This is a genomic window from Methylobacterium nonmethylotrophicum (assembly GCF_004745635.1).
Classification (GTDB): domain Bacteria; phylum Pseudomonadota; class Alphaproteobacteria; order Rhizobiales; family Beijerinckiaceae; genus Methylobacterium; species Methylobacterium nonmethylotrophicum.
Window position 1 is genome coordinate 43,837 of sequence record NZ_SRLB01000020.1, and the last position, 24,411, is coordinate 68,247.

Annotated in this window: 26 protein-coding genes and 1 tRNA gene; 10 read left to right on the plus strand and 17 right to left on the minus strand. The window is 71.8% G+C overall.

Going from position 1 to position 24,411, the window contains the following annotated elements; genetic code table 11:
• Positions 1 to 78: 78 nt before the first annotated feature.
• Positions 79 to 1,158, minus strand: a complete 1,080-nt coding sequence (locus EU555_RS24090; protein WP_135417760.1) for a tartrate dehydrogenase — start codon at positions 1,156 to 1,158, stop codon at positions 79 to 81.
• 78 nt (positions 1,159 to 1,236) lie between these two features.
• Positions 1,237 to 3,057, minus strand: a complete 1,821-nt coding sequence (locus EU555_RS24095) for a chloride channel protein (RefSeq protein ID WP_135417761.1) — start codon at positions 3,055 to 3,057, stop codon at positions 1,237 to 1,239.
• Positions 3,058 to 3,231: 174 nt separating this feature from the next.
• Here EU555_RS24095 and EU555_RS24100 point away from each other — a divergent pair.
• Positions 3,232 to 3,308: transfer RNA gene (locus EU555_RS24100), tRNA-His, on the plus strand.
• 384 nt (positions 3,309 to 3,692) lie between these two features.
• Here EU555_RS24100 and EU555_RS24105 read toward each other — a convergent pair.
• The 8 genes from EU555_RS24105 to EU555_RS24140 all read right to left on the minus strand — a co-directional run bounded on the left by EU555_RS24105 (position 3,693) and on the right by EU555_RS24140 (position 9,898).
• The gene (locus EU555_RS24105; protein WP_135417762.1) at positions 3,693 to 4,343 is read right to left on the minus strand and encodes a L,D-transpeptidase; all 651 of its coding nucleotides are present in this window, start codon (positions 4,341 to 4,343) and stop codon (positions 3,693 to 3,695) included.
• A gap of 183 nt (positions 4,344 to 4,526) precedes the next feature.
• Positions 4,527 to 5,333: a transglutaminase-like domain-containing protein gene (locus tag EU555_RS24110; protein ID WP_135417763.1), complete on the minus strand. Its 807-nt coding sequence runs from the start codon at positions 5,331 to 5,333 to the stop codon at positions 4,527 to 4,529.
• A gap of 128 nt (positions 5,334 to 5,461) precedes the next feature.
• Positions 5,462 to 6,391, minus strand: coding sequence for a transglutaminase family protein (locus EU555_RS24115; RefSeq protein WP_135417764.1), 930 nt, complete (start codon positions 6,389 to 6,391; stop codon positions 5,462 to 5,464).
• A 201-nt stretch (positions 6,392 to 6,592) separates the two neighbouring features.
• On the minus strand, positions 6,593 to 6,838 hold the full coding sequence (locus tag EU555_RS24120) for a hypothetical protein (RefSeq protein ID WP_135417765.1): 246 nt from the start codon (positions 6,836 to 6,838) through the stop codon (positions 6,593 to 6,595).
• A 153-nt stretch (positions 6,839 to 6,991) separates the two neighbouring features.
• Entirely contained in the window at positions 6,992 to 7,615 is a 624-nt protein-coding gene (locus EU555_RS24125; protein ID WP_135417766.1) for a NepR family anti-sigma factor, read from the minus strand.
• 100 nt (positions 7,616 to 7,715) lie between these two features.
• Positions 7,716 to 8,762, minus strand: a complete 1,047-nt coding sequence (locus EU555_RS24130; protein ID WP_425375145.1) for a transglycosylase SLT domain-containing protein — start codon at positions 8,760 to 8,762, stop codon at positions 7,716 to 7,718.
• Between the two features lie 261 nt (positions 8,763 to 9,023).
• Positions 9,024 to 9,248, minus strand: a complete 225-nt coding sequence (locus EU555_RS24135) for a hypothetical protein (RefSeq protein ID WP_135417768.1) — start codon at positions 9,246 to 9,248, stop codon at positions 9,024 to 9,026.
• Positions 9,249 to 9,346: 98 nt separating this feature from the next.
• Positions 9,347 to 9,898 (minus strand): hypothetical protein, encoded by a 552-nt coding sequence (locus EU555_RS24140; protein ID WP_135417769.1) that lies wholly within the window; start codon positions 9,896 to 9,898, stop codon positions 9,347 to 9,349.
• Positions 9,899 to 10,255: 357 nt separating this feature from the next.
• Here EU555_RS24140 and EU555_RS24145 point away from each other — a divergent pair, with 357 nt between their 5' ends.
• From EU555_RS24145 to EU555_RS24155, 3 genes are all read left to right on the plus strand, one after another.
• Complete coding sequence (locus EU555_RS24145) at positions 10,256 to 10,555, plus strand: hypothetical protein (protein WP_135417770.1); 300 nt, start codon at positions 10,256 to 10,258, stop codon at positions 10,553 to 10,555.
• Between the two features lie 344 nt (positions 10,556 to 10,899).
• Positions 10,900 to 11,184 (plus strand): hypothetical protein, encoded by a 285-nt coding sequence (locus EU555_RS24150; protein WP_135417771.1) that lies wholly within the window; start codon positions 10,900 to 10,902, stop codon positions 11,182 to 11,184.
• 268 nt (positions 11,185 to 11,452) lie between these two features.
• A complete protein-coding gene (locus tag EU555_RS24155; protein ID WP_135417772.1) occupies positions 11,453 to 11,641 on the plus strand; it encodes a hypothetical protein in 189 nt (62 codons plus the stop codon).
• Positions 11,642 to 11,766: 125 nt separating this feature from the next.
• Here EU555_RS24155 and EU555_RS24160 read toward each other — a convergent pair whose 3' ends face one another.
• Positions 11,767 to 11,985, minus strand: coding sequence for a ribbon-helix-helix domain-containing protein (locus tag EU555_RS24160; RefSeq protein ID WP_135417773.1), 219 nt, complete (start codon positions 11,983 to 11,985; stop codon positions 11,767 to 11,769).
• Positions 11,986 to 12,211: 226 nt separating this feature from the next.
• Between EU555_RS24160 and EU555_RS24165 the strand changes: the two genes are divergently transcribed.
• Entirely contained in the window at positions 12,212 to 12,577 is a 366-nt protein-coding gene (locus tag EU555_RS24165; protein ID WP_135417774.1) for a VanZ family protein, read from the plus strand.
• A gap of 63 nt (positions 12,578 to 12,640) precedes the next feature.
• Here EU555_RS24165 and EU555_RS24170 read toward each other — a convergent pair whose 3' ends face one another.
• The 3 genes from EU555_RS24170 to argH form a co-directional block, all read right to left on the minus strand.
• Positions 12,641 to 12,937 (minus strand): DUF6894 family protein, encoded by a 297-nt coding sequence (locus EU555_RS24170; RefSeq protein ID WP_135417775.1) that lies wholly within the window; start codon positions 12,935 to 12,937, stop codon positions 12,641 to 12,643.
• 549 nt (positions 12,938 to 13,486) lie between these two features.
• Positions 13,487 to 14,269, minus strand: coding sequence for an SDR family oxidoreductase (locus tag EU555_RS24175; protein WP_135417776.1), 783 nt, complete (start codon positions 14,267 to 14,269; stop codon positions 13,487 to 13,489).
• A gap of 80 nt (positions 14,270 to 14,349) precedes the next feature.
• A complete protein-coding gene (gene argH, locus EU555_RS24180; protein WP_135417777.1) occupies positions 14,350 to 15,741 on the minus strand; it encodes an argininosuccinate lyase in 1,392 nt (463 codons plus the stop codon).
• Here argH and tlpA point away from each other — a divergent pair.
• Positions 15,740 to 16,384, plus strand: a complete 645-nt coding sequence (gene tlpA, locus EU555_RS24185) for a thiol:disulfide interchange protein TlpA (protein ID WP_135417778.1) — start codon at positions 15,740 to 15,742, stop codon at positions 16,382 to 16,384. The genes argH and tlpA overlap by 2 nt on opposite strands.
• Before the next feature lie 47 nt (positions 16,385 to 16,431).
• Complete coding sequence (gene nhaA / locus EU555_RS24190; protein WP_135417779.1) at positions 16,432 to 17,652, plus strand: Na+/H+ antiporter NhaA; 1,221 nt, start codon at positions 16,432 to 16,434, stop codon at positions 17,650 to 17,652.
• A gap of 233 nt (positions 17,653 to 17,885) precedes the next feature.
• Here the strand turns inward: nhaA and EU555_RS24195 are convergent, their stop codons facing one another.
• Positions 17,886 to 19,481, minus strand: a complete 1,596-nt coding sequence (locus EU555_RS24195) for a L,D-transpeptidase family protein (RefSeq protein ID WP_245524461.1) — start codon at positions 19,479 to 19,481, stop codon at positions 17,886 to 17,888.
• A gap of 278 nt (positions 19,482 to 19,759) precedes the next feature.
• Positions 19,760 to 20,713: an acetyl-CoA carboxylase carboxyltransferase subunit alpha gene (locus EU555_RS24200; protein ID WP_135417780.1), complete on the minus strand. Its 954-nt coding sequence runs from the start codon at positions 20,711 to 20,713 to the stop codon at positions 19,760 to 19,762.
• A 293-nt stretch (positions 20,714 to 21,006) separates the two neighbouring features.
• On the opposite strand from EU555_RS24200, the gene EU555_RS24205 reads away from it, so the two are divergent.
• The 3 genes from EU555_RS24205 to EU555_RS24215 are packed head-to-tail and all read left to right on the plus strand — an operon-like array spanning position 21,007 to position 23,728.
• The gene (locus tag EU555_RS24205; protein WP_135417781.1) at positions 21,007 to 22,134 is read left to right on the plus strand and encodes a patatin-like phospholipase family protein; all 1,128 of its coding nucleotides are present in this window, start codon (positions 21,007 to 21,009) and stop codon (positions 22,132 to 22,134) included.
• 25 nt (positions 22,135 to 22,159) lie between these two features.
• A complete protein-coding gene (locus tag EU555_RS24210) occupies positions 22,160 to 22,903 on the plus strand; it encodes an acetoacetate decarboxylase (RefSeq protein ID WP_135417782.1) in 744 nt (247 codons plus the stop codon).
• A 39-nt stretch (positions 22,904 to 22,942) separates the two neighbouring features.
• Entirely contained in the window at positions 22,943 to 23,728 is a 786-nt protein-coding gene (locus EU555_RS24215) for a 3-hydroxybutyrate dehydrogenase (RefSeq protein WP_135417783.1), read from the plus strand.
• A 240-nt stretch (positions 23,729 to 23,968) separates the two neighbouring features.
• Here EU555_RS24215 and EU555_RS24220 read toward each other — a convergent pair whose 3' ends face one another.
• Positions 23,969 to 24,313, minus strand: coding sequence for a CsbD family protein (locus EU555_RS24220; RefSeq protein ID WP_135417784.1), 345 nt, complete (start codon positions 24,311 to 24,313; stop codon positions 23,969 to 23,971).
• Positions 24,314 to 24,411: the final 98 nt, after the last annotated feature.

Sequence of the window (24,411 nt, forward strand, 5' to 3'; positions counted from 1 at the left end):
CATGGTGCGAGGGAGCGCCGATGCGCGAGCGCGGAGGCATCCCGCCGGGCGGCGCCCCCGAGCCGGCCGGGCGCGCGGTCAGCCGATCGCCTCCGCCACCGCGACCCCGCAGGCCGTGGTGTCGGCGTTGCCGCCGAGGTCGCGGGTGCGCAGGGTGCGCTCGGCCAGCACCCGCTCGATGCCGGCGACGATCTCGGCCGCGGCCTCCTTCTCCCCGAGATGCTCCAGCATCATCGCACCCGACCAGATCTGGCCGATCGGGTTGGCGATGCCCTGGCCGGCGATGTCGGGGGCCGAGCCGTGGACCGGCTCGAACAGCGACGGGAAATCCCGGTCGGGATTGATGTTGCCGGACGGCGCGATGCCGATCGTCCCGGTGCAGGCGGGGCCGAGATCCGACAGGATGTCGCCGAAGAGGTTGGAGGCCACCACCACGTCGAACCAGTCCGGGTGCAGCACGAAGTGCGCGGTCAGGATGTCGATGTGGTACTTGTCCCAGGCGACGTCGGGATAGTGGCGCGCCATCTCCTGCACCCGCTCGTCCCAGTACGGCATGGTGATCGAGATGCCGTTCGACTTGGTGGCCGAGGTCAGGTGCTTCTTCGGCCGGGCGCTCGCGAGGTCGAAGGCGAACCGCAGCACCCGGTCGGTGCCGCGGCGGGTGAACACCGATTCCTGCACGGCGAATTCGCGGTCGGTGCCCTGGAACATCCGGCCGCCGACCGAGGAATACTCGCCCTCGGTGTTCTCGCGCACGACCCAGAAGTCGATGTCGCCGGGCTTGCGGCCGGCCAGCGGGCTCGGCACACCGGGCATCAGCCGCACCGGCCGCAGGTTGACGTACTGGTCGAACTCGCGCCGAAAAAGGATCAGGGAGTTCCACAGCGAGATGTGGTCCGGGATCTTCTCCGGCCAGCCGACGGCGCCGAAGAAGATGGCGTCGTGGCCGCCGATCTGGGCCTTCCAGTCCTCCGGCATCATGCGGCCGTGCTTGGCATAGTAGTCGTAGGACGAGAAGTCGAACCAGTCCTGCTGCAGCGTGAAGCCGTGGCGCTTGGCCGCCTGCTCCAGCACGCGCACGCCCTCCGGCACCGTCTCCTTGCCGATGCCGTCCCCGGGGATCACGGCGATGCGGTAGGTGCGCTGGGCTGACGGCATGGGCATTCCCTCCTGTTGTGGTGCCTTCGCGTCGCGCATCCCGCCGTCCCGGTCAATGGGACGGGCAATTCCGCGGATTCATGCCACCTCCCCGACGCTCGCCCGGCGCTGGCGGTCGAGCTCCTCGCTGTAGCGCTTCAGCGTGTGCTTCTCGCTGAGCAGCCCGATCACCCGGGCGGCCTGGCGGCTCTCGACCACCGCGAGCGCCTCGCTCTCGGCTTTGTCGAACAGGGCGACCGCCTCCTTGGCGTTCATCTGCGGCAGCAGCACCTCGTCGCGGTAGCGCAGCACGTCCGCGACCCGGGTTTCGGCGGCCTTCTCGTCGATCGGCGCGGCATGGGCCTCGGCGACGAGCACGATGCCGGCATAGAGCCCGGTCTCGTCGACGGCCACGACCTGGGTGACGGAGCCCAGCGGGAAGGCGCGCCGGAACGCCGCCAGCGTCGTATCGGCCCGCACGGTGCGCACCTCCCGGCGCATCAGCTGGCCGACCGTCAGGGTGCGGATCCAGCCGACGTCGTGGGCGCTGCGGATCGACTCGCCGCGCAGGTGGAAGCGCCAGGTCGCGAAGGAGTACCCGAAGGTCTTGCGCACCGTGAGCGAGGAGGCGATCACCGCCACCAGCACCAGGCTGGCGATCGGGAAGTCGCCCGTCACCTCGAGGGCCAGGAACGTCATGGTCATCGGCCCGCCGATCACCGCGACGGCGAGCGCGCTCATCCCCACCACCGCGTAGGTCGCCGGGGGCAGCACCATGGCGACGAGGGGCGGGGCCAGCATCACGAAGATCTTGCCGGCGAGCGCGCCGAGGAACAGCGAGGCGAAGAACAGCCCGCCGCGAAAGCCGGTGCCGATCGAGATCGCCGAGGCCAGCGCCTTGGCGAGGAAAAGGCCGATCAGCGCGGCCGCGCCGGCATGGGCGCCCTCCTGGCTCAGGTTGAGGTGCAGCGCCCCGTGCCCGGCGGAGAGCACCTGCGGCGTCGCGACGAGCGCCAGCACCCCCACCGCCAGGCCGCCGAGGGCGGGCCGCGCGAGCGGCGGCAGCCTCGTGCGCCGCACCCCCTCCTCCACCAGGGTGACGCCCTGCATGATCAGGATGCCGAGGCCGGCGCAGATCAGCCCGAGACCCAGCGTCGGGAGGTAGTCGGCCGGCCCGACCGGCGGGGTCGGCCCGAGGGTGATCACCGTCTGGTGCCCGAGGATCGCCCGCGACACGAAGGCGCCGGCGAGCGCCGCGGTGACGACCGGCGTCAGGGACGCGATGGCGTAGGTGCCGATGATCAGCTCGAAGGCATAGAACGCCCCGGTGAGCGGCGCCCCGAACGCCGCCGCGATGGCGGCGGCCGCGGCGCAGCCCACCAGCACCCGCATGTCGGTGCGCCGCAATTCGAAGCTGAGGCCGATCCGCGAGGCGAGGCCGGCGGAGATCTGGGTGTAGCCGGCCTCGAGCCCGACCGAGGCGCCGCAGCCGTTCGAGATCAGGTTCTGCACCGCCACCAGGACGGAGTCGCGCAGCGACAGCCGGCCGCCATGCAGGGCGTTGGCCTCGATCGGGTCGATCACCGGCCGCCCGGGCACCCGGCGCAGGCGCCCGCCAAGCCAGATCACGAGGCCCAGCATCACGCCGCCGAGCGCCGGCACGCCGAGCGCCACGAGCGGCGGCACGTGCGGCGCCGCGCTCAGGCGCTCGTCGAGGTCGAGGCCGAAGAGCCGCTCGTGGGCTCCCTGCGCCGCCCAGCCCATGAGGCTGACGACGCCGCCCGAGAGGCAGCCGACGACGGCCGCCAGCAGGACGAGGCCGATCTCGCCGCTGCGGACCCAGGCGCGCAGGGACCCCGGCGCCAGCACGAGAGCGCTCTCCGTCAGGGAGCGGCGGACCGTCTCGGGCTTCGGCGTCATCGGACCGTCGTCGCAGGCGTGGCGGGGCGTGCCCGGGGTTTAGGGCGCGGCAGCCGGCCGGTCGACCGCCCTTCCGTGCCGGGCCGGCGCACTTTCCGACGCGCCGGGGTGCGCCGGGCGCGGATCGGCGCTTGCCACGACGCTCCGGCCGGACTACACAGCCCCCCGTCGCGAGCCGCCATAGCTCAGTTGGTTAGAGCGCTAGATTGTGGATCTAGAGGTCCCCCGTTCGAGCCGGGGTGGCGGTACCACGGCGATCCCCGCATCCGCAGGGGCTTTGGGCGAGCCACCCTTTGGGGTGGCTTTTTTCGTTGTCCGCCCGGCTTCGGGACGTGCGCGGAGGCTGACGGTCCCTCCGCGCAGGGGTCGCGGCGGGCAAGACCCACCTGCGGGCCGGGAACCGTGTGGGGCGTCACCGAGGATCGCGAGATTGTCCGCACGATCTCGGCAGGGAAGCGTGGCATCCGCAGCCCGCGCCTGGGGATGGTTCACCGCGGGGCCGGTGATGCCGGGCCCGCCCTGAGCAGGGACGCACCGGCACCCGGGTGCGAACCCGCCGGGCAGAGCCATGCGAAAAAGGGGCGACCCGCACGGATCGCCCCCACATCGGACCGTCTCGGACCGCCGTCCCGCCCTCAGTTCAGCACCACCACCTTGGCGCCGACCTTGACCCGCGAGTAGAGGTCGGTGACGTCGTCGTTGGTCATGCGGATGCAGCCCGAGGACACCGCCTGGCCGATCGTGTCGGGCTCGTTGGAGCCGTGGATGCGGTAGAGCGTGCCGCCGATATACATCGCCCGGGCGCCGAGCGGATTGTCGATCCCGCCGGCCATGTAGCGCGGCAGGTCGGGGCGGCGGGCCAGCATCTCCTTCGGGGGCGTCCAGGACGGCCACTCGCGCTTGGCCGTGATGGTCTTGGTGCCCGACCAGGTGAAGCCCGGGCGGCCGACGCCGACGCCGTAGCGAAGCGCCATGCCGTCGCCGACCACGTAGTAGAGCCGCCGCTCGGCCGTCGAGACCACGATCGTGCCCGGGGCGTAGGGGCCGTTGAACGGCACCAGCTCCCGCGGGATCGGGGCGACCTGGGCCTGCTCGGTGCTGCCGGCGGCCTGACCCTGGCCGTAATAGCCCTGGGTCCGGTAGCTCGGCGCCCCGTAGGGCTGGCCGGCGTAATAGTCCTCGCCGGGGTTCACGTCGAAGGGGTCGTAGGGCGCGGCCTTGGCCGGCGCGGAGGCAAGCACGCACACGCTCAGAACGCCCGCCAGGGCGGTAGCGAAGATCTTCATGGCCGGAGCCTTACCTCAGCAATTACCTTTGCTGGACAATGCTGTCCCGGCTCAGTGGTTCCCGGTTAAAGCGACGCTAATCGCGAGGCCGGAGTACCGAGCGCCGTCGCAGCGTTCACGTTTCGTTGAGCGGACCGGCGGCATCCGAGCGAACGGGGTGGCTCCCTTCGCGCGCCGCGCGGCTCAGCGGACCTCGTCGGTATGGACCCGGAAGCCGGCGAGCAGCGAGGGGCCGAAATGGGTCGAGATCGCCACGTCGGTGGCGTCGCGTCCCCGCGCCATCAGGATCCGGCCGATGCGGGGCCGGTTGTGGCGGGCATCGAACGTGTACCAGCGCCCGCCGAGATAGACCTCGAACCAGGCCGAGAAATCCATCGGATCGGGCACCGCCGGCACGCCGATATCGCCGAGGTAACCCGTGCAGTAGCGCGCCGGGATGTTCATGCAGCGGCAGAAGGCGACCGCGAGGTGGGCGAAGTCGCGGCAGACGCCCTCGCGCTGGGTGTAGCCGTCGAGGGCCGAGCGGGTGGCGTCGGCGCGCTGGTAGTCGAAGCGGATGTGGGTGTGCACGTAGTCGACGATCGCCTGCACCCGGGCCCAGCCGAGCGGCGTGTGGCCGAAGAGCTGCCAGGCGATGCCCGACAGCTTGTCGGTGTCGCAGTAGCGGCTGCCCAGCAGGTAGACCATCACGTCGTCGGGCAGTTCCTCCACCGGGTGCTGCCAGGCATGCGGCGCGATCTCGTCCGGCTGTCCGCTGTCCTCGATCAGGAAATCCGCCGAGACGGTGAGGCGCCCGGGCGGAGCGACGATGCGGGTGCAGGTATTGCCGTAGCGGTCGGGATAGTCGCGGGAGGGGATCGGCGGGTCGAAGCGGATCGCCGGCGAGGTGACGCAATCGCCGATCCGGGACGGGTGGACGCTGAGCATCAGGAGCATCGGCGTCGGGGCCGGGGAATCGAAGGTGATCGCGTACCCGGTCCGGATCCTCATGGCGGTGCCGTCTCCCTCTGGTATGTCGAGGCGCAGAGCGCCACCGGTACAACACAGGGTAAGCCCCCCGCGTCGCCGCGGGCTGCCCGAAGAAGCGGCAGACCTTGGACGAAGTTTCGCCGCCCCGGCTAATCCGCGGCCAGGCGCGGGCCGCCCGGCCGCTCGGCCGCCGTCGGTGCCTCGGGAAGCTCGGTCACCCGGACCGTCACCTCCATATCGAGAAAATCCTCGGGCCGGCCGATCCAGCTGCCGTGGAGCGGCACCGCCTGGCCGGGATGGCGGGCGACCGCCACCCGGATCAGGTCGCGGTTGCCGGCGATGCCGTTGGTCGGGTCGAACTCGACCCAGCCCGCCCCCGGCAGGTAGACCTGGACCCAGGCATGGGTCGCGCCGCCGCCGGCATGGAGCGCCACGCCGTCGCGCTCCGGGACGTAGAGGTAGCCCGAGACGAACCGGGCCGCCAGACCGAGGGAGCGCACCGCCTCCATCATCAGCAGGGCGAAGTCGCGGCAGGTGCCCCGGCGCAGGCGCAGCGTCTCGGCGGGGTCCTGCACGCCCTTCTCGATCCGCGCCGCGTAGGTGAAGTCCCGCCGGATCCCGGCCGTCATGGCCGCCAGCAGCGCGCGGGTGTCGGCGGTGCCGTCGGCCTCCAGGAAGCCGCGGGCCCAGGACGCGACCGGTCCGCCCGAGGCGGGAGAGTGCCGCTCGATGCAGCGCACGAGGTCCGGCATCTCGTCGGGATCGTACGCGAAGGGGTAGCGCGCCGCCCGCTCCGCCAGGGCGAAGGCGAGCGGCGGCTCGGGCGTGTGATCGAGGGTGATGCGGCAGCGGAAGCAGAGCTCCGGCGCCCGGCCGCGGAAGCGCGCGACCGCCACGCAGTTCCCGAACACGTCGTGGATCCAGCGCAGGCTCTGCGGCTGCGGCGCGATGTCCAGGGAGGCGGCGATCAGGCGCTGGTCGTAGCTGTCGCGCGGCCGGAACAGGATCCGGTGCTCGCCGAAGCCGACCGGCTGCCGGTAGCGATAGGTGGTGACGTGGTCGACGGAGAGGATCGGCACGAGGGTCTGCCTCGCCGCGGCGAGGGAGCGCGGCTCAGGGATGGTGCGGAGGGACGCGGGGTCGGGGCGCGGCGAGGGCGGCTCCGGGCGGATGCCCGCGCATCCTGCCTGACCGGTTCCGGCCTGGCGGCCGGACGCCATCCGTCTCCCGCCGGGAGACGGGTGGCCGTCAGACCGACTGGATCGGACCCGGAGCCCGGATCAGGTGCGCCGGGCGCGGGCCTCGAAGGCCTCCGCCATGGTGTCGTCGTGGCGGCCGAGGGTCTCCAGCCGCTCGGCCCGCAGGCTCTGCTCCCGGCGCTCCTCGTCGGGGCTCAGCTCGGCGAACATCCGGGCCTGCTCGGCCTGCCGGCGGTGGCGCTCGGCCTGCTCGCGGAAGAAGGCCGCCTGCTGCCCCGCCGTCGCGGCGTATTCGGCCTGGTAGCTGTCGCGTTCGTTCGTCTTCATCCCCGACATCCCCTCGCCCGATCCCTCTCGCGCCCGGTCTTCGCGTGGCAGCCGTCCCCGGGAGCCTATGCCAGGACGGCCACGCCGATCAAATCGGTCCGCATCATCCGATGGGGGTTCACCGGACGGGGACCGGCAGGGCGCGATGCCCGTCTACGCGACCGGGGGACGTGGGTTCCGCGCGGCCTGCTCGGCCAGCGCCAGGAGGTCGGGCGGCCGGCTCAGGGCCACCGCGCGGGGCGGCAGGCGCGTCTCCGGGCTGCGGGCCCCGTCGCGGGTCGGATGGGCCACGACGAGGTGGATGGTGGGCCACAGCGTCGCCACGGCGCGGGCGAAGCCCGCCCCGTCCAGGCCGCCGGTCCGCTCCGCCGGCAGACCGAGCAGGACCAGCGCGACCTCTCCCCCGCGCAGGCGCAGCAGGTCGAGGGCGGCGTCCGGGTCGGGGCAGGGCGTCGCCTCGAGGCCCGCGCGCGCCAGCACGGCGCCCGCCTCGGTCGCGCCCGGCACCTCGCCGACCACGAGGGCGAGCCGGCAGGCCGGGCCGGGGGCCTCGGATCCGCCCGTCCGGTCGCGAGGCGTCGACGCCTCGCCGGTCTCCGGGCCGCCGGCGGTCTCGCGCGATTCCAGCTGCCGCAGCAGGGCGCCGAGGCGCTCCGGTATCGCCTCCGCCACCAGGCCGTCATAGGCCGCCGCGAGGCCTGCCCCGAGCGCGTCGAGGGAGAGAGTCGGTGTGAGTTGCGTGCCGCCCGTCCGGCGGCCGGCGCCCGGCGCGCCCATCGTCACCTCCTGATCGCGTGTCCGTCGTCGGACGGATAAACCGCGACCGGCGGCGGAGTTTCCCCAAATGGAGGTGTCGTCCCTGAGGCCGGGTCTTCCCTCAGGGCGTGCCGGCGGCGTAGGCCATCACGCCCATCAGGGCGCCGACGTCCCGGTAGCGGGCACCGCGGGTGCTCATCATCGCCTCGAACTTGTCGTGGACCTGCGCCACCGAGAGGCTGCGGGCCTTCCGGCGCCCGACACGCTCGTAGAAGATCGGCCGGTTGGCCTTGGCGGGCTTCGGCAGCAGGGCGGCGGCCTCGGCCTTTGGCTCCTCGACCACCTTGGCCATGAACCGCTCGGCGTCGTCCGGCCCGAGGAAGTGGGCGAGGTAGGTCTCGCCGAGGGTGAGCTCGCGGCCGATCCGGGCGGCGATGCGGGCCGCATCCCGCTTCAGCATCTCGCCCGCCAGGAGCGCGGAAAGCGAGGGGTCCCGGCGCAGGTCGAGGATGCGGGCGCGCTCGGCCGGATCAGTGACGGAATTGTCCTCGCCGATCAGCCCGGCCTCGCGGGCGTAGCCGTGCCGCGCGCCGAATTCCCGCATCACCTGGAGCCAGGTCCGCTCGATGAACTGGTAGAGGCCGGTGGCCGAGGAGGTGCGGGCCTGGACCTCGGTCAGGAAGCTCGATTCCTTGTCGGCCACCGCCATCAGCAGCACCGGGTCGGTGCGCACGGTCGCGGCGGCCCGCACGATGGTCTGGACGAGGTGGCGGCGGATCCGCATCGGGCCGAAGCTCAGCACCTCGTTGGGGTCGCCACCGGTGCTGGCGGCCATGAGATCGTCGTAGGAGACCCGGTCGACGCCCGCCGAGCCCAACGCGGTGTCGAGATCGTGCACCGGCTCGCGCAACGGAGGCATCGCGGCGGTCTCGCGCGGCGCCGGCTGAACGGTCTGGATCTTGGGCCGCGGCATCACCAGCAGGTCCGCCATCATGGTGACGGCCGGACGGGCGGACATCAGGTCGGCGCCGTACTGGTGCAGCAAGGCCGAGAGGCCGGCGGCCAGGCACCCCGCCGCGAGCACCGTGCGGGCCATGACGGGGATGCCCCCCTGCGCCACGCGGCCGGTGCCGCCGAGCGCGAGGACGTCCCCGTGAGCCCCCGCCATCCGCAGGCCACCCCGTTGCGCCGGTCCGTCCGCTCGACGTCGCATCTGATGTATCGCCCCGGTTTCCGTGCCACCGAGGCGCAAGAAGCCGGTGAGATGTGGCGATAAGACGGCGACGCTCCCGCAGCTCACGCGCCGGTCGCGGAAGCTTCGCCGTACGGGATCCCGAGCATTCGCGGCCCGATACGGCCAAGCTCGACCTGCGGGAGAAGCCCGGCGACTGTCGGGCCCCATGCTGCGGCGCAGCGAAACGATCGGCCGTCAGCGGGCAACGGGCTGGACGGCGTCGTTCCGGGCGCGGTCGCGCTTGTTGGCCTGGTGGCGCCCGATGGCGCAGCCCGCCGCTGCCCCGGCGAAGCCGTGGCCGACGGCCTTGCCGGCGAGGCCGCCGACGATGGCGCCCTTGATGCAGCCCTTGGCCTCCGCCGCCCCGGCGAAGCCGGCCAGGCCCATGGCCACCACGACACCCGCAAACATCCTGCGCATGAGAACCTCCCATCCGTCACGTCACGTCAACGACGTCACTGAACCGCGAAGGTCGCCTCCCGGTTCCGCGGTGACGTGCCGGCTCTCGGCCGGACCTCTCAGCCGCCGGCTGCACCCTGCACGAGGGCGTAGATCTGCAGCACGACCTCGGCGGTGAGCAGGACCGCGATGATGGCCAGCAGGACGGCGAGCACGGCCTGGCCGCGGGTGTCGAACAGCGGCAGGGTCTGGAAGCCCGCCGCCTGAAGGATCGGGGCCGGCGCGGGCGCGGGCGCGGGCGGCGGGGGCTCCTCGTTGGGCAGGACTTCGAAGCTCGGACGATAGGCGCCGACCGGGACCTGGATGCGGACCGGCAGGCGGCGGCCCTCATCGGCATAGACCTCGTCGAGGACGCGCCGGAGGCGGCCGGCCTCGACCCTCACGCTCGGATCGTTGCTCGGATCGAAGCTGTCCGACCGGCCCAGGGCCTGCGTGGCGATGGTGTAGGCCTTGATCGCGTCGCCGCGCCCACCCAGTTCCTCCTCGACGATGTAGGTCAGGAAGGCGGCGAGCTTCGGCGACCGCCGGAAGACCGGCGCGCTCAGGCAGCCGTCGAGGCTGCGACGCACGGCCTCGGCCGGAACAGTCTCGGCGCGGGTCTGCTCGGTCATCACATGTCGTCCGTGCCGCCGATCGGCGCGGCGTTCGAACTACAATCATTCATCCCGCGGGTTGATCCATACGTTATGCGCATGCGCCCGCGCAGAGATGCAGCATCCTGCTCAGAGGTGACGCGCATTCGACGGCGGGCCGCCCGGCCTGATCGTCGCGCGTCACCGGATCGGCGGCCCGCTCCGACGGCGACGCAGGGTCCGTCAGGCCTGCCATCCGTTTGTCGCGACGGCAGCAATCCGCTTCCTCTCCGGCAGCGGCCGCGGCCCGGCCGGTATGGCCGACGGCGCTCCTTAACCATCCGCTAACCATGATCGGTCGAGGATCGTCGGATCCTGAACGCATCGAGGTGATCCATGCCGCAGCATCAGACCCGCCCGCTGCCCACGGCGTTCGCGCGCTACCCGATCCCGCTCGAACTGCTGGCGGTCCTGCACCGGGCCAGCGAGGACGACGTGGATGCCCTCGTGTCGCGCATGCCGGAGACCGGGCGCGCGCGGCTGGCGGCCTACTGCACCGACAAGGACCACCTGCACCGGCTCGGCCTGCGCATCGCCGGCACCTGCGACCAGGCCGCCCTGATGCGCGTCGTCGGGCCCGATGCGGGGGCGAGCCTCTACGCGCAGTCGCGCCCCTCCGAGCTGCTGCCCGTCTGAGGCGCCTTCCGCCGCGGTCCCGCCTGCCCAAGGACGTGCCTGCCCAAGAAAAAAGGCCGCTCTCGCGAGCGGCCCGAAGTCTAGGGAGGAAACGCCCAAAGAGGGCTACAGGGCCGCGACGCCATCGCGACCGTGCGATGCACAAAATAGCGTGCGGCGCACAAAACGCAAGCGGAATCTTCGGTTTCACCCGCGATCGAAACGCCCGGCCGCACCGGACTCGACAAATGGCTTTCGGATCGGCGGCTCCGCGAAGGTGCCTCCCTTGCCGCAGCCCAAAGAGCGAGGAACCCGATCTCCACACCCATGGTTGAGCGCAGACAACAACCTGTGGAGGAATCGTGATGAAACGCCTCACCGTTCTGGGAGCTTGCACCCTCCTGCTCGCCGGGACCGCCGCCGCTGCCGCCGGTCCCTGCGCCCCGGGGCAGACCGCCCAGAAGACCGACAGGAGCTCCAACGTCGATCCGCCCGCCACCGCCTCGGTCACGCCGGGCGCCAAGGCCGAATCGCCCGGCACGGTCGGGGCGATGCAGAATGTCGGCTCGCAGACCGCAACCTCGCCGGCCGACGTGAGCCGCCAATCGAAGGGCGAGAAGACCGCGGCCCAGCAGGCGGGCGACTGCTGAGCGGACTTGCGTTGGCCGGTCGACGCATGTCCGCCTCGATCGTTATTGTACCGCCGGCTCTCGTCGCGAAGCCGGCGGCCACCTTGGCGGACCCTGCCGAGGAAGAAAGCCGACGCGCGTTCTGCGGCGCGTGCCGCGTCCCGAGACGAGGCTCGCGCCGTCCTTCGACCAGGGTGTCGCAGCATGTCCGGCGGCTGCACCCGGGCGAGGTCTGGTGCGTTCTTCCGGGGCGCCGCTGCGGCGCTCGGCATGCAGAAGGAGGAAAGCCATGGCCGACCGGACACCCGAGATGGCACGGGCCCAGATCGCGTTCGCATTGCAGGCCAAGCGGGATTCCCTGGCGGCCGCGTCCCTCGCCCTAGAGGCATCCCCCGAGGATCCCGAGGTGCGGCGCATGGTCGAGCGACTGAGCGAGGATGTCGGCCGCCTGGAGATCCAGCTGCGCGGCGCCGTCTGAACGTCCCGTGAATCCGTGCCGCGAAGCCGTGGACGAGGCGTCGGTCGTCCGGCGCTTCGCCCGCCCGCGGTCGTGTCGGGTCGCAGGCTCTGCCGCCGCGTCGGCCGGCTCGTTGCCGGGCCGGTTCAGACGACCTGCGGCGGACCCTTGAGATAGCCCTTCGCCCGAAGATAATCCCGCAGGATCAGGCAGATCGCTTCGCCGCGGGAGCGCTGCTCCACGGCCGCGAACTCCGTCAGCGCCAGCGCGAGATCGTCCGGGATATGGAAGGCCTCCTCGTCGCCGGGATCGGTCGAGCCGGCATGAGGCGTCGTCGGATCGGGCGTCTCGGCGGGGTCGGTCATCGGGCGCCTCCGGCTCCGTCGGGTATCGCGCCGTCGCGGCGATCGTTCCATGCCGGTTCTTCCCGCCGGTTCATTCCGCCGGACCCTTCGGCCTGATCCCCCGCCCGTACCGCGGCCGGTCGACCCCGATCGGCGGAAGGAGCGGGGCGACGCCGCCAGAGGGGGCGCTTGCCCGGCCGCCGGCTTCCGGCGGAGAACGGGTCTCCGCGCGGCGGGGGAGAGGGGCATGAGGTCGATTCGGGAGGGCGACCTGCGGTCGATCGCGCGTTGGGCAGGCCTCGCCTGCCTGCCCGCGCTGGTCTGGCTGTCGTGGATCCCCAAGGCATGGGAGGTCCGCACCGGCGCCGTGGGTCAGCTCGAGCACCTCGTCGCCTATGCGGGTACGGCCGGGCTCCTCGCCCTGGGTTGTCCCCGCGTGCCGGCCTGGCGCATCGGCCTCGGCCTCGCGATCCTCGCGGGCATCCTCGAGATCGGGCAGGTCTGGGTGCCGGGCCGTACCGCCCAGGTCATCGATGTCGCGGCGAGCGCCGGCGGCGCATTCCTGGGGCTCGCCGCCCGCACCCTCGCCGGAAGCCGTCTGGGACCCGGGTGAGAACGACCGGGCGCTGCCGTCAGGCAGCGCGAATGCTGCCGTCAGGCAGCGCGAATGCTGCCGTCAGGCAGCCCGGACCATCCGCGGCCGGGCCGGTCGCGGCGCCAGGCCGAGGCGCACCGGCTCCTCCGGTCCGCGCACCGTGAGGGCGAGGCTCACGGTCAGGACCGGCTCCCCGGTCCGGTCGCGGACCCGCACCTTCAGGTCGGAGAGGTCGGCGCCCGGCAGACCCGCACCGGCGAACGCGATCGCCGTCCGGGTGGCCTCGCTGCGGATCTCGTCCTGGCTGCACAGGATCAGACCGATATCGTCCTGGCACTGCCAGCCGCCGGCACTCAGATCGAAGAAGTAGCGCTGCACACCGTCCTCCCCTGTCATTCTGGAAAGAGATGTGCACAGACCGTCAGGTCTATGCTTTAACAAATTTGAAACGCATCGCCGAGACGGCACGCTGGCGTCCGGTCCGGTCCGCCTCCGGGGTCGAACCCGCCGCCGCCCGAGGTGCCGCCATGCCGGTGCGGACGGAAGACGCGTCGATCGACGATCACGATGCCTCGGCCGGCGCCTCTCAGCCTGACGGTGTCGTGGAGAAACTGCCGTCTTGCATGGCCATCGATGGCATCGGTCCTGCGCGGGCCGGCCCGCGCGGCCTGCCACGCCACGATGCCGGGCATCGGCATCCCGCCGGGCCGAAGCCTGGGCCAGGACGGTGCGCGCCGCTCGCGGCGGCCGGCCCGCGGCCCGCCTCGTACCCTCGATGAGGCGCTCGTGCGGGTGCCCTCCTGCGGATGCCCATGAAGAAGGGCGGCCCCGCCGGGCCGCCCTGTTCGGGGACGCCGACCCATTTCGGGATCGGACATCGAGGGCGGAAGGCTGGACGCGTGCCGCCCCGCCTCCGTGGACCGATCCTCAGATCGACCGCACGGCCCCGCCATCCACCCGGATCATGCTGCCGGTGACGTAGGAGGCGCGCTCCGAGGCCAGGAAGCAGGCCACGTCGGCGAATTCCTGCACGCGGCCGTAGCGCTTGGCGGGGATCGCCGCGCGGGCGGCCTCGGCGATCTCCTCGCGCGACTTGCCCTGCGCCTTGGCGTTGGCGGTGTCGAGCTCGCCGGTGCGGTCGGTCTCGATGCGGCCGGGCAGGATCATGTTGACGGTGACGCCGTCCGCCGCGACCTCGGCCGAGAGCGTCTTGGCCCAGCCGGCGATCGAGGCGCGCAGGGCGTTCGACATCACCAGGTTCGGGATCGGCTGCTCGACGCCGCTCGAGGCCACCACCACGATGCGGCCGAAACCGGCCTGGCGCATGCCCGGCAGGACGAGGCCGGCGAGGCGGAAGACCGGGGTTACCATCGCCTCGAACTGGGGCGTCCAGGCCTCCGGCTGCACGGTCAGCGCGGTGCCGGCCGGCGGACCGCCGGTATTGGCGATCAGGATGTCGACGCCGCCGAGATGCTCCTGCGCCGCAGCAAAGATCGCCTCGACGTTCTCCTTCAGGCTGCCCACGAAGGCGTGCGCGCGGCCCTGGCCGCGGGCGTTGATCGCCGCCACCGCCTCGTCGAGGCGCTCGGCGGTGCGGGCGGTGAGCAGCACGTCCGCGCCCTCGGCCGCCAGGGCCTCGGCGATGCCGCGCCCGAGGCCGCGGCTGGACGACAGGACGAGGGCGCGCTTGCCCTTGAGACCGAGATCCATGGTGTGTCCTCCCGTGATTGCGAAGCTCGTTCGATCGCGGCAGGCACTAACACGAGTGCCCGCCCACTCCCACCCGCCGCTCAGGCCGTCTCGCCGGCGAGCCGCTTGAGCCAGCCTTCCGCCTGCGCCCGCACGTTGTCCGGGGCGGTGCCGCCGTAGCTGGTGCGGCTCTTCACCGAGTTCTCGACCCCGAGCACGGCGTAGACCGCCTCGGTGATCCGCGGCTCCTCCGCCTGCATCACCGCCAGCGGCAGCGCCTCGAGGCCGATGCCGCGGGACGAGGCCTCGCCGACGAGGCGGCCCGTCACGTGGTGGGCGTCGCGGAAGGGAAGGCCGAGCTCGCGCACCAGCCAGTCGGCCAGATCCGTGGCGGTGGCGTAGCCGGAGCCGGCCGCGCTTTTCAGCACCTCCGGCACCGGCTCAAGGTCCCGCACCATGCCGGCCATGGCGGCGAGGCACAGCGAGAGGGTCTGGAGCGCGTCGAAGGTGCCCTCCTTGTCCTCCTGCATGTCCTTCGAATAGGCGAGCGGCAGGCCCTTCATGACGATGAGCAGGCCCGACAGGGCGCCGATGATCCGGCCGGACTTCGCCCGCACCAGCTCGGCGGCGTCGGGGTTGCGCTTCTGGGGCATGATCGAGGAGCCGGTGGTGAACCGGTCCGACAGCTTGACGAAGCCGAACTGGGCCGAGGTCCAGACCACGATCTCCTCGGCGAAGCGCGACAGGTGCACGGCGGCGATGGCCGCCGCCGACAGGGCTTCGAGGGCGAAGTCGCGGTCGGCGACCGAATCGAGCGAGTTCGCGGTCGGCCGGTCGAAGCCGAGGTTCTTCGCCGTGGCATGGCGGTCGATCGGGAACGAGGTGCCGGCGAGCGCCGCGGCCCCGAGCGGGCACTCGTTGAGGCGGGCGCGGGCGTCGCGGAACCGGCCGCGGTCGCGGTTCAGCATCTCGACATAGGCCAGCAGATGGTGGCCGAAGGTGACGGGCTGGGCCGATTGCAGGTGGGTGAAGCCCGGCATCACCGTGCCGGCGTGCTTGAGCGCCAGCTCGGCCATGGCCTGCTGCAGGTCGGCGGCCTGGGCGTCGAGGGCGTCGAGGGTGTCGCGCACCCACAGCCGCATGTCGGTGGCGACCTGGTCGTTGCGCGAGCGCGCGGTGTGGAGCCGCCCGGCCGCCGGGCCGACGATCTCGCGCAACCGGCTCTCCACGCTCATGTGGATGTCCTCGAGGTCGCGCCGGAACGCGAACGAGCCGGCCTCGATCTCGTCCCGGACGGTCTTGAGCCCGGCCTCGATCTTCGCCACATCCTCGGCCGGCAGGATCCCCGCCTGGCCCAGCATCGCGACGTGGGCGAGCGAGCCCCGGATGTCCTGGGGGGCGAGGCGCTTGTCGAAGCCGATGGAGGCGTTGATCTCCTCCATGATCTCGGCGGGGCCGCTCGCGAAGCGCCCGCCCCACATCCGGTTGCTCATGTCCTCACCTCGCCTCGCATCCTCGCGGACCGCCCGCCTCGCCCTCGCGGGGGGCCTTCTCGCCGTCCTCGGCCTCGGGGCTGCCCTATACGGGCTTGGCCACCGGAGCAACGGCGGCGCCTGCCCGCTCGGGGCCGCCACCGCCGCCCGGGTCGCACCGCTCTCCCGCGGCGAGGTCGCGGCGCTCCAGGTCGATCCCGACCCGAAGCCCGCGCCGGCCATCACCTTCACCGGGCCGGACGGGCAGCCGCGCACCCTGGCCGACCTCAAGGGCCGCACGGTGCTGCTCAACCTGTGGGCGACGTGGTGCGCGCCGTGCAAGGCGGAGATGCCGGCCCTCGACCGGCTGCAGGGCACGCTCGGAGGACAGGACTTCGAGGTGGTGGCGCTCAACCTCGACACCCGCAACCTCGACCGGCCGCCGCTCTGGATGAAGGAGAACGGGATCACGCGGCTCGCCTACTACGCCGACCCGGCCGGCCGGGCGCTGCCGGTGCTGCAGAAGAGCGGCGAGGTCGTCGGGCTGCCCACCACCCTGCTGATCGACCCGGCCGGCTGCGAGATCGGCGTGATGAAGGGCCCGGCGGAATGGGCGAGCGAGGACGCCTTGAGGCTGGTGCGGGCGGCGCTCGGGCGGGGGTGAGCCGGCCCGCGTTGATCCAGCTCACGATTCCTGGCAGGCCCGGGCCCATGCAGGACACCCGCTCCCCTCGCCCCTACCCCCGGCGCCTGCCGCGCCCGCTCTCGGCCCTGCGCAACCTGCTGGTCAGCAGCGCCGGCGGCGGCCTCGTGCTGATGGCGAGCGCGGTGCTGGCGCTCATCGTCGCCAACGGCCCCTACGGCGACGGCTACGCCCGGGCGCTGCACGCGTATCTCGGCCCGTTGAGCCTGCTGCACTGGATCAACGACGGCCTGATGGCGGTGTTCTTCCTGCTCGTCGGGCTCGAGATCAAGCGCGAGATCCTGGACGGGGGCCTGCGCACCTGGCCCGACCGGGCGCTGCCGGGCATCGCGGCGCTCGGCGGCATGGCGATGCCGGCGCTCGTCTACGTCGCGGTCAACCTCTCCTCCCCGGCGACCCTGCGGGGCTGGGCGATCCCGGCGGCCACCGACATCGCCTTCGCGCTCGGCGTGCTGGCGGTGCTGGGCAACCGGGCGCCGGTCTCGCTCAAGGTCTTCCTCACCGCCCTCGCGATCCTCGACGACCTCGGGGCCGTGGTGATCATCGCGCTGTTCTACACCGCCGACCTGTCCTGGCCGATGCTGGCGCTCGCCGGCGCGGTGACGGCGATGCTGGCGGTGCTCAACCGCGTGGGGCTGCGGCGGCTCGGGCCCTACCTGATCCTCGGCGCGGTGCTGTGGCTCCTGGTGCTGCGCTCCGGCCTCCACGCCACCGTAGCGGGCGTGGTCCTGGCGCTGGCGATCCCCTTGCGGGCGAGCCCCGGCCGGCCCGACGACGGGCACTCGCCGCTGCACCTCCTCGAGCACGCGCTCCAGCCCTGGGTCGCCTACGGCATCCTGCCGGTCTTCGGCTTCGCCAATGCGGGCGTCTCGCTCGCCGGGCTGACGCCCTCGGCGCTGCTCGCCCCCGTCACCCTCGGGGTCGCGGCGGGCCTGTTTCTCGGCAAGCAGGTCGGGGTGTTCGGCGGCGTCTGGCTCGCGGTGCGCACCGGCCTCGCGCCCAAGCCCGCGGGCGCCACCTGGCGCCACGTCTACGGCGTGGCGCTCCTCTGCGGCATCGGCTTCACCATGAGCCTGTTCATCGGCGGCCTCGCCTTCGCGGGCGCGCCCGAGTTCGACACCGAGACGAAGCTCGGGGTGATCCTGGGCTCGGTGCTCTCCACGCTCGCCGGCGCCCTGGTTCTGTCGCTGGGCGGGAGAGAGGCGGTGAAGCCGGCGGTTGCGGAGTAGGGTCGCGCTGGCGGGACGCGACGCCTCCGGAAGGTGATATTCTCGACACGGTGCCGTTCATCCAACCCGCGACCTCATCCTGAGGTGCTGTGCGATCGAAGATCGTACAGCCTCGAAGGAGGCCTCCAGAGACCTTGGCGATGTCTGGAAGCCTCCTTCGAGGCGAGCAAAGCTCGCACCTCAGGATGAGGTCGTGAGCAGGATGAAACGCTTTCTACGGTCGAACAGGCGCGTCAGTTCGCCGGCTGCGAGGCCGCGACGCGGTTGCGGTTCGCGCCTTCGGTGCGCTTGCCGGTCTCCGGCGTCTTGCCCTCGCCCGGCTTCGCGGCTTCGCCGGCCTTGGCGGCGGGCTTGGCCTCGGACGGCTTGCCTTCGGCGGGCTTGGTCTCGGCCTTCTTCGCGGGCGCCGGATTGAGCCCGTCGACCTTCGCGGTGGTAGCCTCGTGGTGGGCGGCCGGGGTCGGGTGCAGGCGCGCGGTGACCTTCTTCGGCAGGGGCACGGCCGGCGAGATCGCCGCGACCGGGGTGGTGTCGGCGGCCGGCAGGGCGGCGGGGGCGACCGGGGGCGCCGCCGGGGCGCCGCCGAACAGGTTGCCGAGGAGCTTGCGGTAGCCGGACAGGTCGCCGTCGGCGCTCGCCACCGTGATGGGGGCGGCCGGAGAGGCCGGGGCCGCGGCGGCCGCGGCGGCCGCCTCGCGGGTCGGGATCGGCGCCGGGTTCGACGCCGGCGCCGCGAAGGCGAGGGCCGTGGGCTTGGTGCCGGGCTTGGTCTTGTCGTGCTTCGGGTCGTTCTTGGCCAGCAGGACCGGCTTCGCCTTCGGCTCGATGACGATTTCCTCCGGCGCCGCCGCCAGGGCCTCGGGCCGGCTGATCACCCCCATGTTCGGCCGCGGCTGAGCCTGCTCGGCGAAGAGCTGGGTGCTCGGCGAGGAGTCGCGGAAGAACGGGTGCTGGCCGCCGTCCTGGTAGACGAGGCGGGTCGCCGCGGTGCCCTTGGCGACCAGCTCAGCCACCTCGACCTCGTCCTTCTCGCGCTTGGCGACGACGACGGGGTCGACCTTGGGGTTGCAGGCGCCCGCCGCGGCGTCCTGGCCGCCGAAGACGTAGCGCGTGCCACACACCCCGACCCGCGGCTCCTCGTGCAGGGCCTCGAAGTAGTCCGAGCCCTCCTTCAGGTTCTTCCAGAAGCCGATATGCGGGTCGTTGCGGAACTTGGCGAGGTTCTGCGCCGTCATCCGGAACGGGTAGGACTGGAACTGGAACGCCCGCTGCCCCCCCGCGAAGGCTTCGCGGGCGATGGCGTAGATCTCCGAGATCGCCTCGTCCGTCATCGCGAAGCAGCCGGCCGAGGAGCAGGTGCCGTGCACCATCAGGTAGCTGCCGGTGCGGCCGTTGGCGCGGTCGAAGGCGTTGGGATAGCCGGTGTCGAAGGAGAGGTAGTAGGACGAGTTCGGGTTCATCTGGCCCATCGTGATGGGATAGAACCCTTCGGGCGCCTGCCGGTCGCCCTCCCGGACCTTCGGCCCGAGCTGGCCCGACCAGCGGCAGATCGGGAAGGTCTTCAGGAGCGCGTACTGGCCGTCCGCCCCGCGCTTCCACACCTCCATCTCCGATTCCTTCTTGAAGGCCCGGATCAGGATCGGGTCGCGGGGCGACATGTTCTTGGTCGCCATCAGGGCGACGGTCTTCTGCGGGATCGGCTCGCGGGCGCGGGCCGAGCCGGCGGCGGAGAAGCCCGCATCCTGGCACGCCCCGAGGGACAGGGCGAGGGCGAGGCCACTCGCCGCCAGCACCGGACGCATCGCCAGACGCCCTTTCAGCCGCACCATGGGAACCCCGCCTTCTCGCCGTCGGACCGCCGGCACCCTGACGCCGCGGACCGGTCTTCCCAACCCCATAGCTTCGTTAAACTTACCCGGCTCTTACCGCAAGAACGGCCAAGATTGCGGGGATTCGCTCAACAGGCGCGCCGGCCAAGCAAGCCGGCGCACACTCACACGGGGCTCATGCGCGAAGACATCCGCCCCGTCTTCGGCAAATTGAAGGCCGGCGCGTGTCTGGCTCGTGCCATTTGTGAGGGGCTGTGGATGGCGGGGATTGCCCCGGGTCAGAGGCTCCGGCCGATCTCCAGGAACTTCTGCGCCCGGCGGTCGCGCAGGGCGTCGGCATCGAGGGCGGAGAGCGGCTCCAGGGCCGCGGCGATCGCCTCGCCGGTCGCCCGGATCGCCGCTTGGCCGTCGCGGTGGGCGCCGCCGGTGGGCTCGGGCACGATGCCGTCGATGACGCCGAGGCGCAAAAGATCCTGGGCGGTGATCTTCATGGCGGTGGCGGCATCCTGGGCCCGGCCGGCATCGCGCCACAGGATCGAGGCGGCGCCCTCCGGCGAGATCACGCTGTAGATCGCGTGTTCGAGCATCAGGACCGTGTTGGCGGTGGCGAGGGCGATGGCGCCGCCCGAGCCCCCCTCCCCGATCACCACCGTGACGTTGGGGGTCGGCAGGCCGAGGCAGGCCTCCGTGGAGCGGGCGATGGCCTCGGCCTGGCCGCGCTCCTCCGCCTCGATGCCCGGATAGGCGCCCGCGGTGTCGACGAAGGTGAGGACCGGCAGGCCGAAGCGGCCGGCGAGCCCCATCAGGCGCACCGCCTTGCGGTAGCCCTCGGGCTTGGCCATGCCGAAATTGTGCCGGATGCGGGCCTCGGTGTTGGCGCCCTTCTCCTGGCCGATGACGCAGACCGGCCGGCCGCGGAAGCGGCCGAAGCCGCCGACCACCGCCTCGTCCTCGCCGAAGGCCCGGTCGCCGGCGAGCGGCTGGAACTCCTCGATCAGCCCGGCGCAGTAATCGACGAAGTGCGGCCGCTGCGGATGGCGGGCGACCTGCGTCTTCTGCCAGGGGGTCAGGCCGGCATAGAGCTCGGCGAGGGCCGCCGCGGCCTTGGCCTCGAGCCGCGCCACGTCCTCGCTGATCGCCACCGCGCCGTCGCGGTCGCCGAGGGCCTTCAGCTCCTCCAGCTTCGCCTCGAGTTCGGCGACGGGCTTTTCGAAGTCGAGGTAGGAGCGCATCGGGACCTGTGCTGTGTCGGGCCGGCGTCGCGGGGGCGTTGGGGCTTCGGGAGACCCCTGCGGGCGGCCGGTCCACCCGGGACCGGGCGGCGCGGGGGCGTGGCGGAGGGGGGCTTGGCGGAGGGGCCGGCCCGTGTCAACCCGGCAGGGGCGGTGCGCGCCACCCTCCGCCGGACGGGCGCGCGGGGCGTGTGCCGCGGGCGGCCGGAAGGCTTGTCTCGCGGCAGTGCAGCATCATCTTACCGCCGAGATTCGCGCGGCGGCCGAGGGAGGCCGCCAGGAGCGGAGGCACGATGGACGAGCCGGGTCAGGCGGGGCGAGACGAGTGCCGGGTGCTGGTGCTGCAGGGCGGCGGGGCGCTCGGCTCCTATCAGGCCGGCGTCGCCGAGGCGATGCAGGAGACGGGTCTCCCGCCGGACTGGGTCGCCGGCATCTCGATCGGGGCGATCAACGCCGCGCTCATCGCCGGCAACCCGCCGGAGCGCCGGGTCGAGCGGCTGCGCGCCTTCTGGGAAAGGGTGTCGTCCGCGATCACCGTCTCGCCGTGGTGGCCCGGCGAGCAGGCCCGCGAGGCGTTCAACGCCTGGAGCGCCGCCTTCGGGGCGACGGTCGGGGTCCCGGGCTTCTTCGCCCCGCGCTGGCCCCCGGCGGCCCTCTACCCGGCGGGCGCGCCGCAGGCGCTCAGCTACTACGACACCGCGCCGCTGCGGCAGACGCTCCTCGACCTGATCGACTTCGACCGCATCAACCGGCGCGAGACCCGGCTCAGCGTAGGCGCCGTCAACATCCGCACCGGCAACTTCGTCTATTTCGACAACCACCGCGACCGGATCGGCCCCGAGCACGTCATGGCCTCCGGCGCCCTGCCGCCGGGCTTCCCGCCGGTCGAGATCGACGGCGAGATGTACTGGGACGGCGGCATCGTCTCGAACACGCCGCTGCAATACGTGCTCGACGAGGAGCGGCTGCGCGACCTCGCGGTGTTCCAGGTCGACCTGTTCAGCGCGCGCGGCCCGCTCCCCCGCACCCTGTCCGAGGCGGCCGAGCGCGAGAAGGACATCCGGTATTCGAGCCGCACGCGGCTCAACACCAATGACCAGATCGAGATCCACAAGGCCAAGACGGCGTTCCGGCGCCTGTTCGACAAGCTGCCGCCCGAGCTGCGCCAGGACCCGGACGTCGCCTTCCTGTCGGAGGTGAGCCACCAGAACGCGGTGACGATCATGCAGCTGATCTACCGGGCCAAGAACTACGAGAGCGACGCCAAGGACTACGAGTTCTCCCGCGCCACGATGCTGGAGCACTGGAAGGCCGGCCGCAACGACGTGCGCCGCTCGCTGCGCCACCGGCACTGGATCGAGCGCTGCCGGCCCGAGGCGGGCGTCAGCGTGTTCGACCTCACCCGCGACGCGCGGGACTGATCTCTGACAGAGGAAGGAACGCCGCATGACCCGCGACGAGATCCTGAAAGCCCCCTCGATGCCGGCCTTCAGCCCGAGCTACCCGCACGGGCCCTACCGGTTCCTGCGGCGCGAATACCTGATCATCACCTACGAGACCGACCCGGAGGCGCTCCGCGCCGCTTTGCCCGAGCCGCTAGAGCCGGCCCCCGGCAACCTCGCCTTCTACGAGTGGATGAAGATGCCGGATTCCTCCGGCTTCGGCGATTACGAGGAGAGCGGGTCTGCGATCGTCGCGACCTACAAGGGCGAGCCCTGCAACTACTCGGTCCAGATGTACCTCGACGACGAGCCGCCGATCACCGCCGGCCGCGAGATCTGGGGCTTCCCGAAGAAGTACGGCGTGCCCCGGCTCAAGGTGACGAAGGACACGCTCACCGGCACCCTGCACTACGACGACGAGCGGGTGGCGATGGGCACGATGACCTACAAGCACCACAGCCTCGAGGACCGTCTCGACAAGGTCCGCGACGGGATCGGCCAGCTCAACGTCAACCTGAAGCTGATCCCCGACGTCGATGGCGGCGTGAAGGTGGCGCAGCTCGTAGGCTACCGGCTGCAAGATATCCAGGTCCACGGCGCCTGGGAGGGCGAGGCCCGGCTGCACCTGATCCCGCACGTCAATTGCCGCGTCGCCGACCTGCCGGTGCGCCGGATCGTCCGCGGTCGCCACCAGATCGTCGACTTCACCCTGCCGTACGGCCACGTGCTGCACGACTACCTGGCCTGACAATTTGGCCTGTGACATTCCGGCCCGAGGAGAAAGCTCATGTCCCTGCAATCGAAGACCGCCCTCGTCACCGGCTCGACGAGCGGCATCGGCCTCGGCATCGCCCGGGCGCTGGCGCAGGCCGGCGCCAACGTCGTCATCAACGGCTTCGGCAAGACCGACGCCATCGAGACGGAGCGGGCCGCCATCGAATCCGAGTTCGGCGTCAAGGCGCACTATTCCGCCGCCGACATGACCAAGCCCGCCGAGATCGCCGCCATGGTGGCGGAGGCCGAACAGACATTCGGCGCGGTCGACATCCTCGTCAACAATGCCGGCATCCAGTACGTCTCGGCGATCGAGGAATTTCCGGTCGAGAAGTGGGACCAGATCATCGCGATCAACCTGTCCTCGGCCTTCCACACCATGCGGGCGGCGATCCCCGGCATGAAGAGCCGCGGCTGGGGCCGGATCATCAACACCGCCTCGGCCCACTCCCTCGTCGCCTCGCCCTTCAAGTCGGCCTACGTCGCGGCCAAGCACGGCATCGCGGGCCTGACCAAGACCGCGGCGCTCGAACTCGCCACCCACAAGATCACCGTCAACTGCATCTCGCCGGGCTATGTCTGGACCCCTCTGGTCGAGGCCCAGATCCCCGACACCATGAAGGCCCGGGGGATGACCAAGGACCAGGTGATCGACGAGGTGCTGCTGAAGGCCCAGCCGACCAAGGAATTCGTCACCGTCGAGCAGGTCGCGGCGATCGCGGCCTTCCTGTGCACGGAGGCCGCGAGCCAGATCACCGGCACGAACCTGTCGGTGGATGGGGGGTGGACGGCGCAGTAGGCGCGCGGGCCACTCCCGCGCGAGCGCCACTCACGACTCTTGGCCGCCGTGACCGACGCCGGATCTCACCCCGATCCGGCGTCGGTTCCGTCTAGATGACGCGGTATCTCGAAGAAATCTTCGCCGTTATCCTGGCGGTTTTCCGATCAGGCCGAAAGGTTGACGGTTTTTGATCAAGTAGACAGACTTAAGCGCCTGCGCTGCATTTGCAAATTGAAGCCGCGGCAACCACCAAGGCGCTCAGCGCCGCCCATGCACCAGCAGCGACAGGCCGTAGCCAACGGCCCCAGCAATGAGCAGGGCGAGGAGCGGCGTCTCCTCCACATAGTGGGTCACCGTCCGGGCGCCGTGCCGCGCCGCGTGTCGGCCGCGATCATAGGCGTCCTCGGCATACTCGATGGCGGTGTCGGCGGCGTCGCGCAGGGCGTCGCGGGCCTCGCCGGCGAGCTGCTCGCCGCGTCCCTGCGCCTCGCGGTAGCGACCTTCGAACTGCGTGCGCTGGTCGCCCGCGAGGTCGCCCAAGGCGGCCTGGGCCTTGCCGCCGAGTTCGCGGGCGGCACCGGTGATGCGATCGCTGTCGACCATCTGTCTCTCCCTTGCCGGAGGCGTGCGACGCGCGCCATGTGACGACAGGTGGGACGAACGGGCTTCGCGGCAATGGCTCCGCGCCAGTTTCGGCGAAG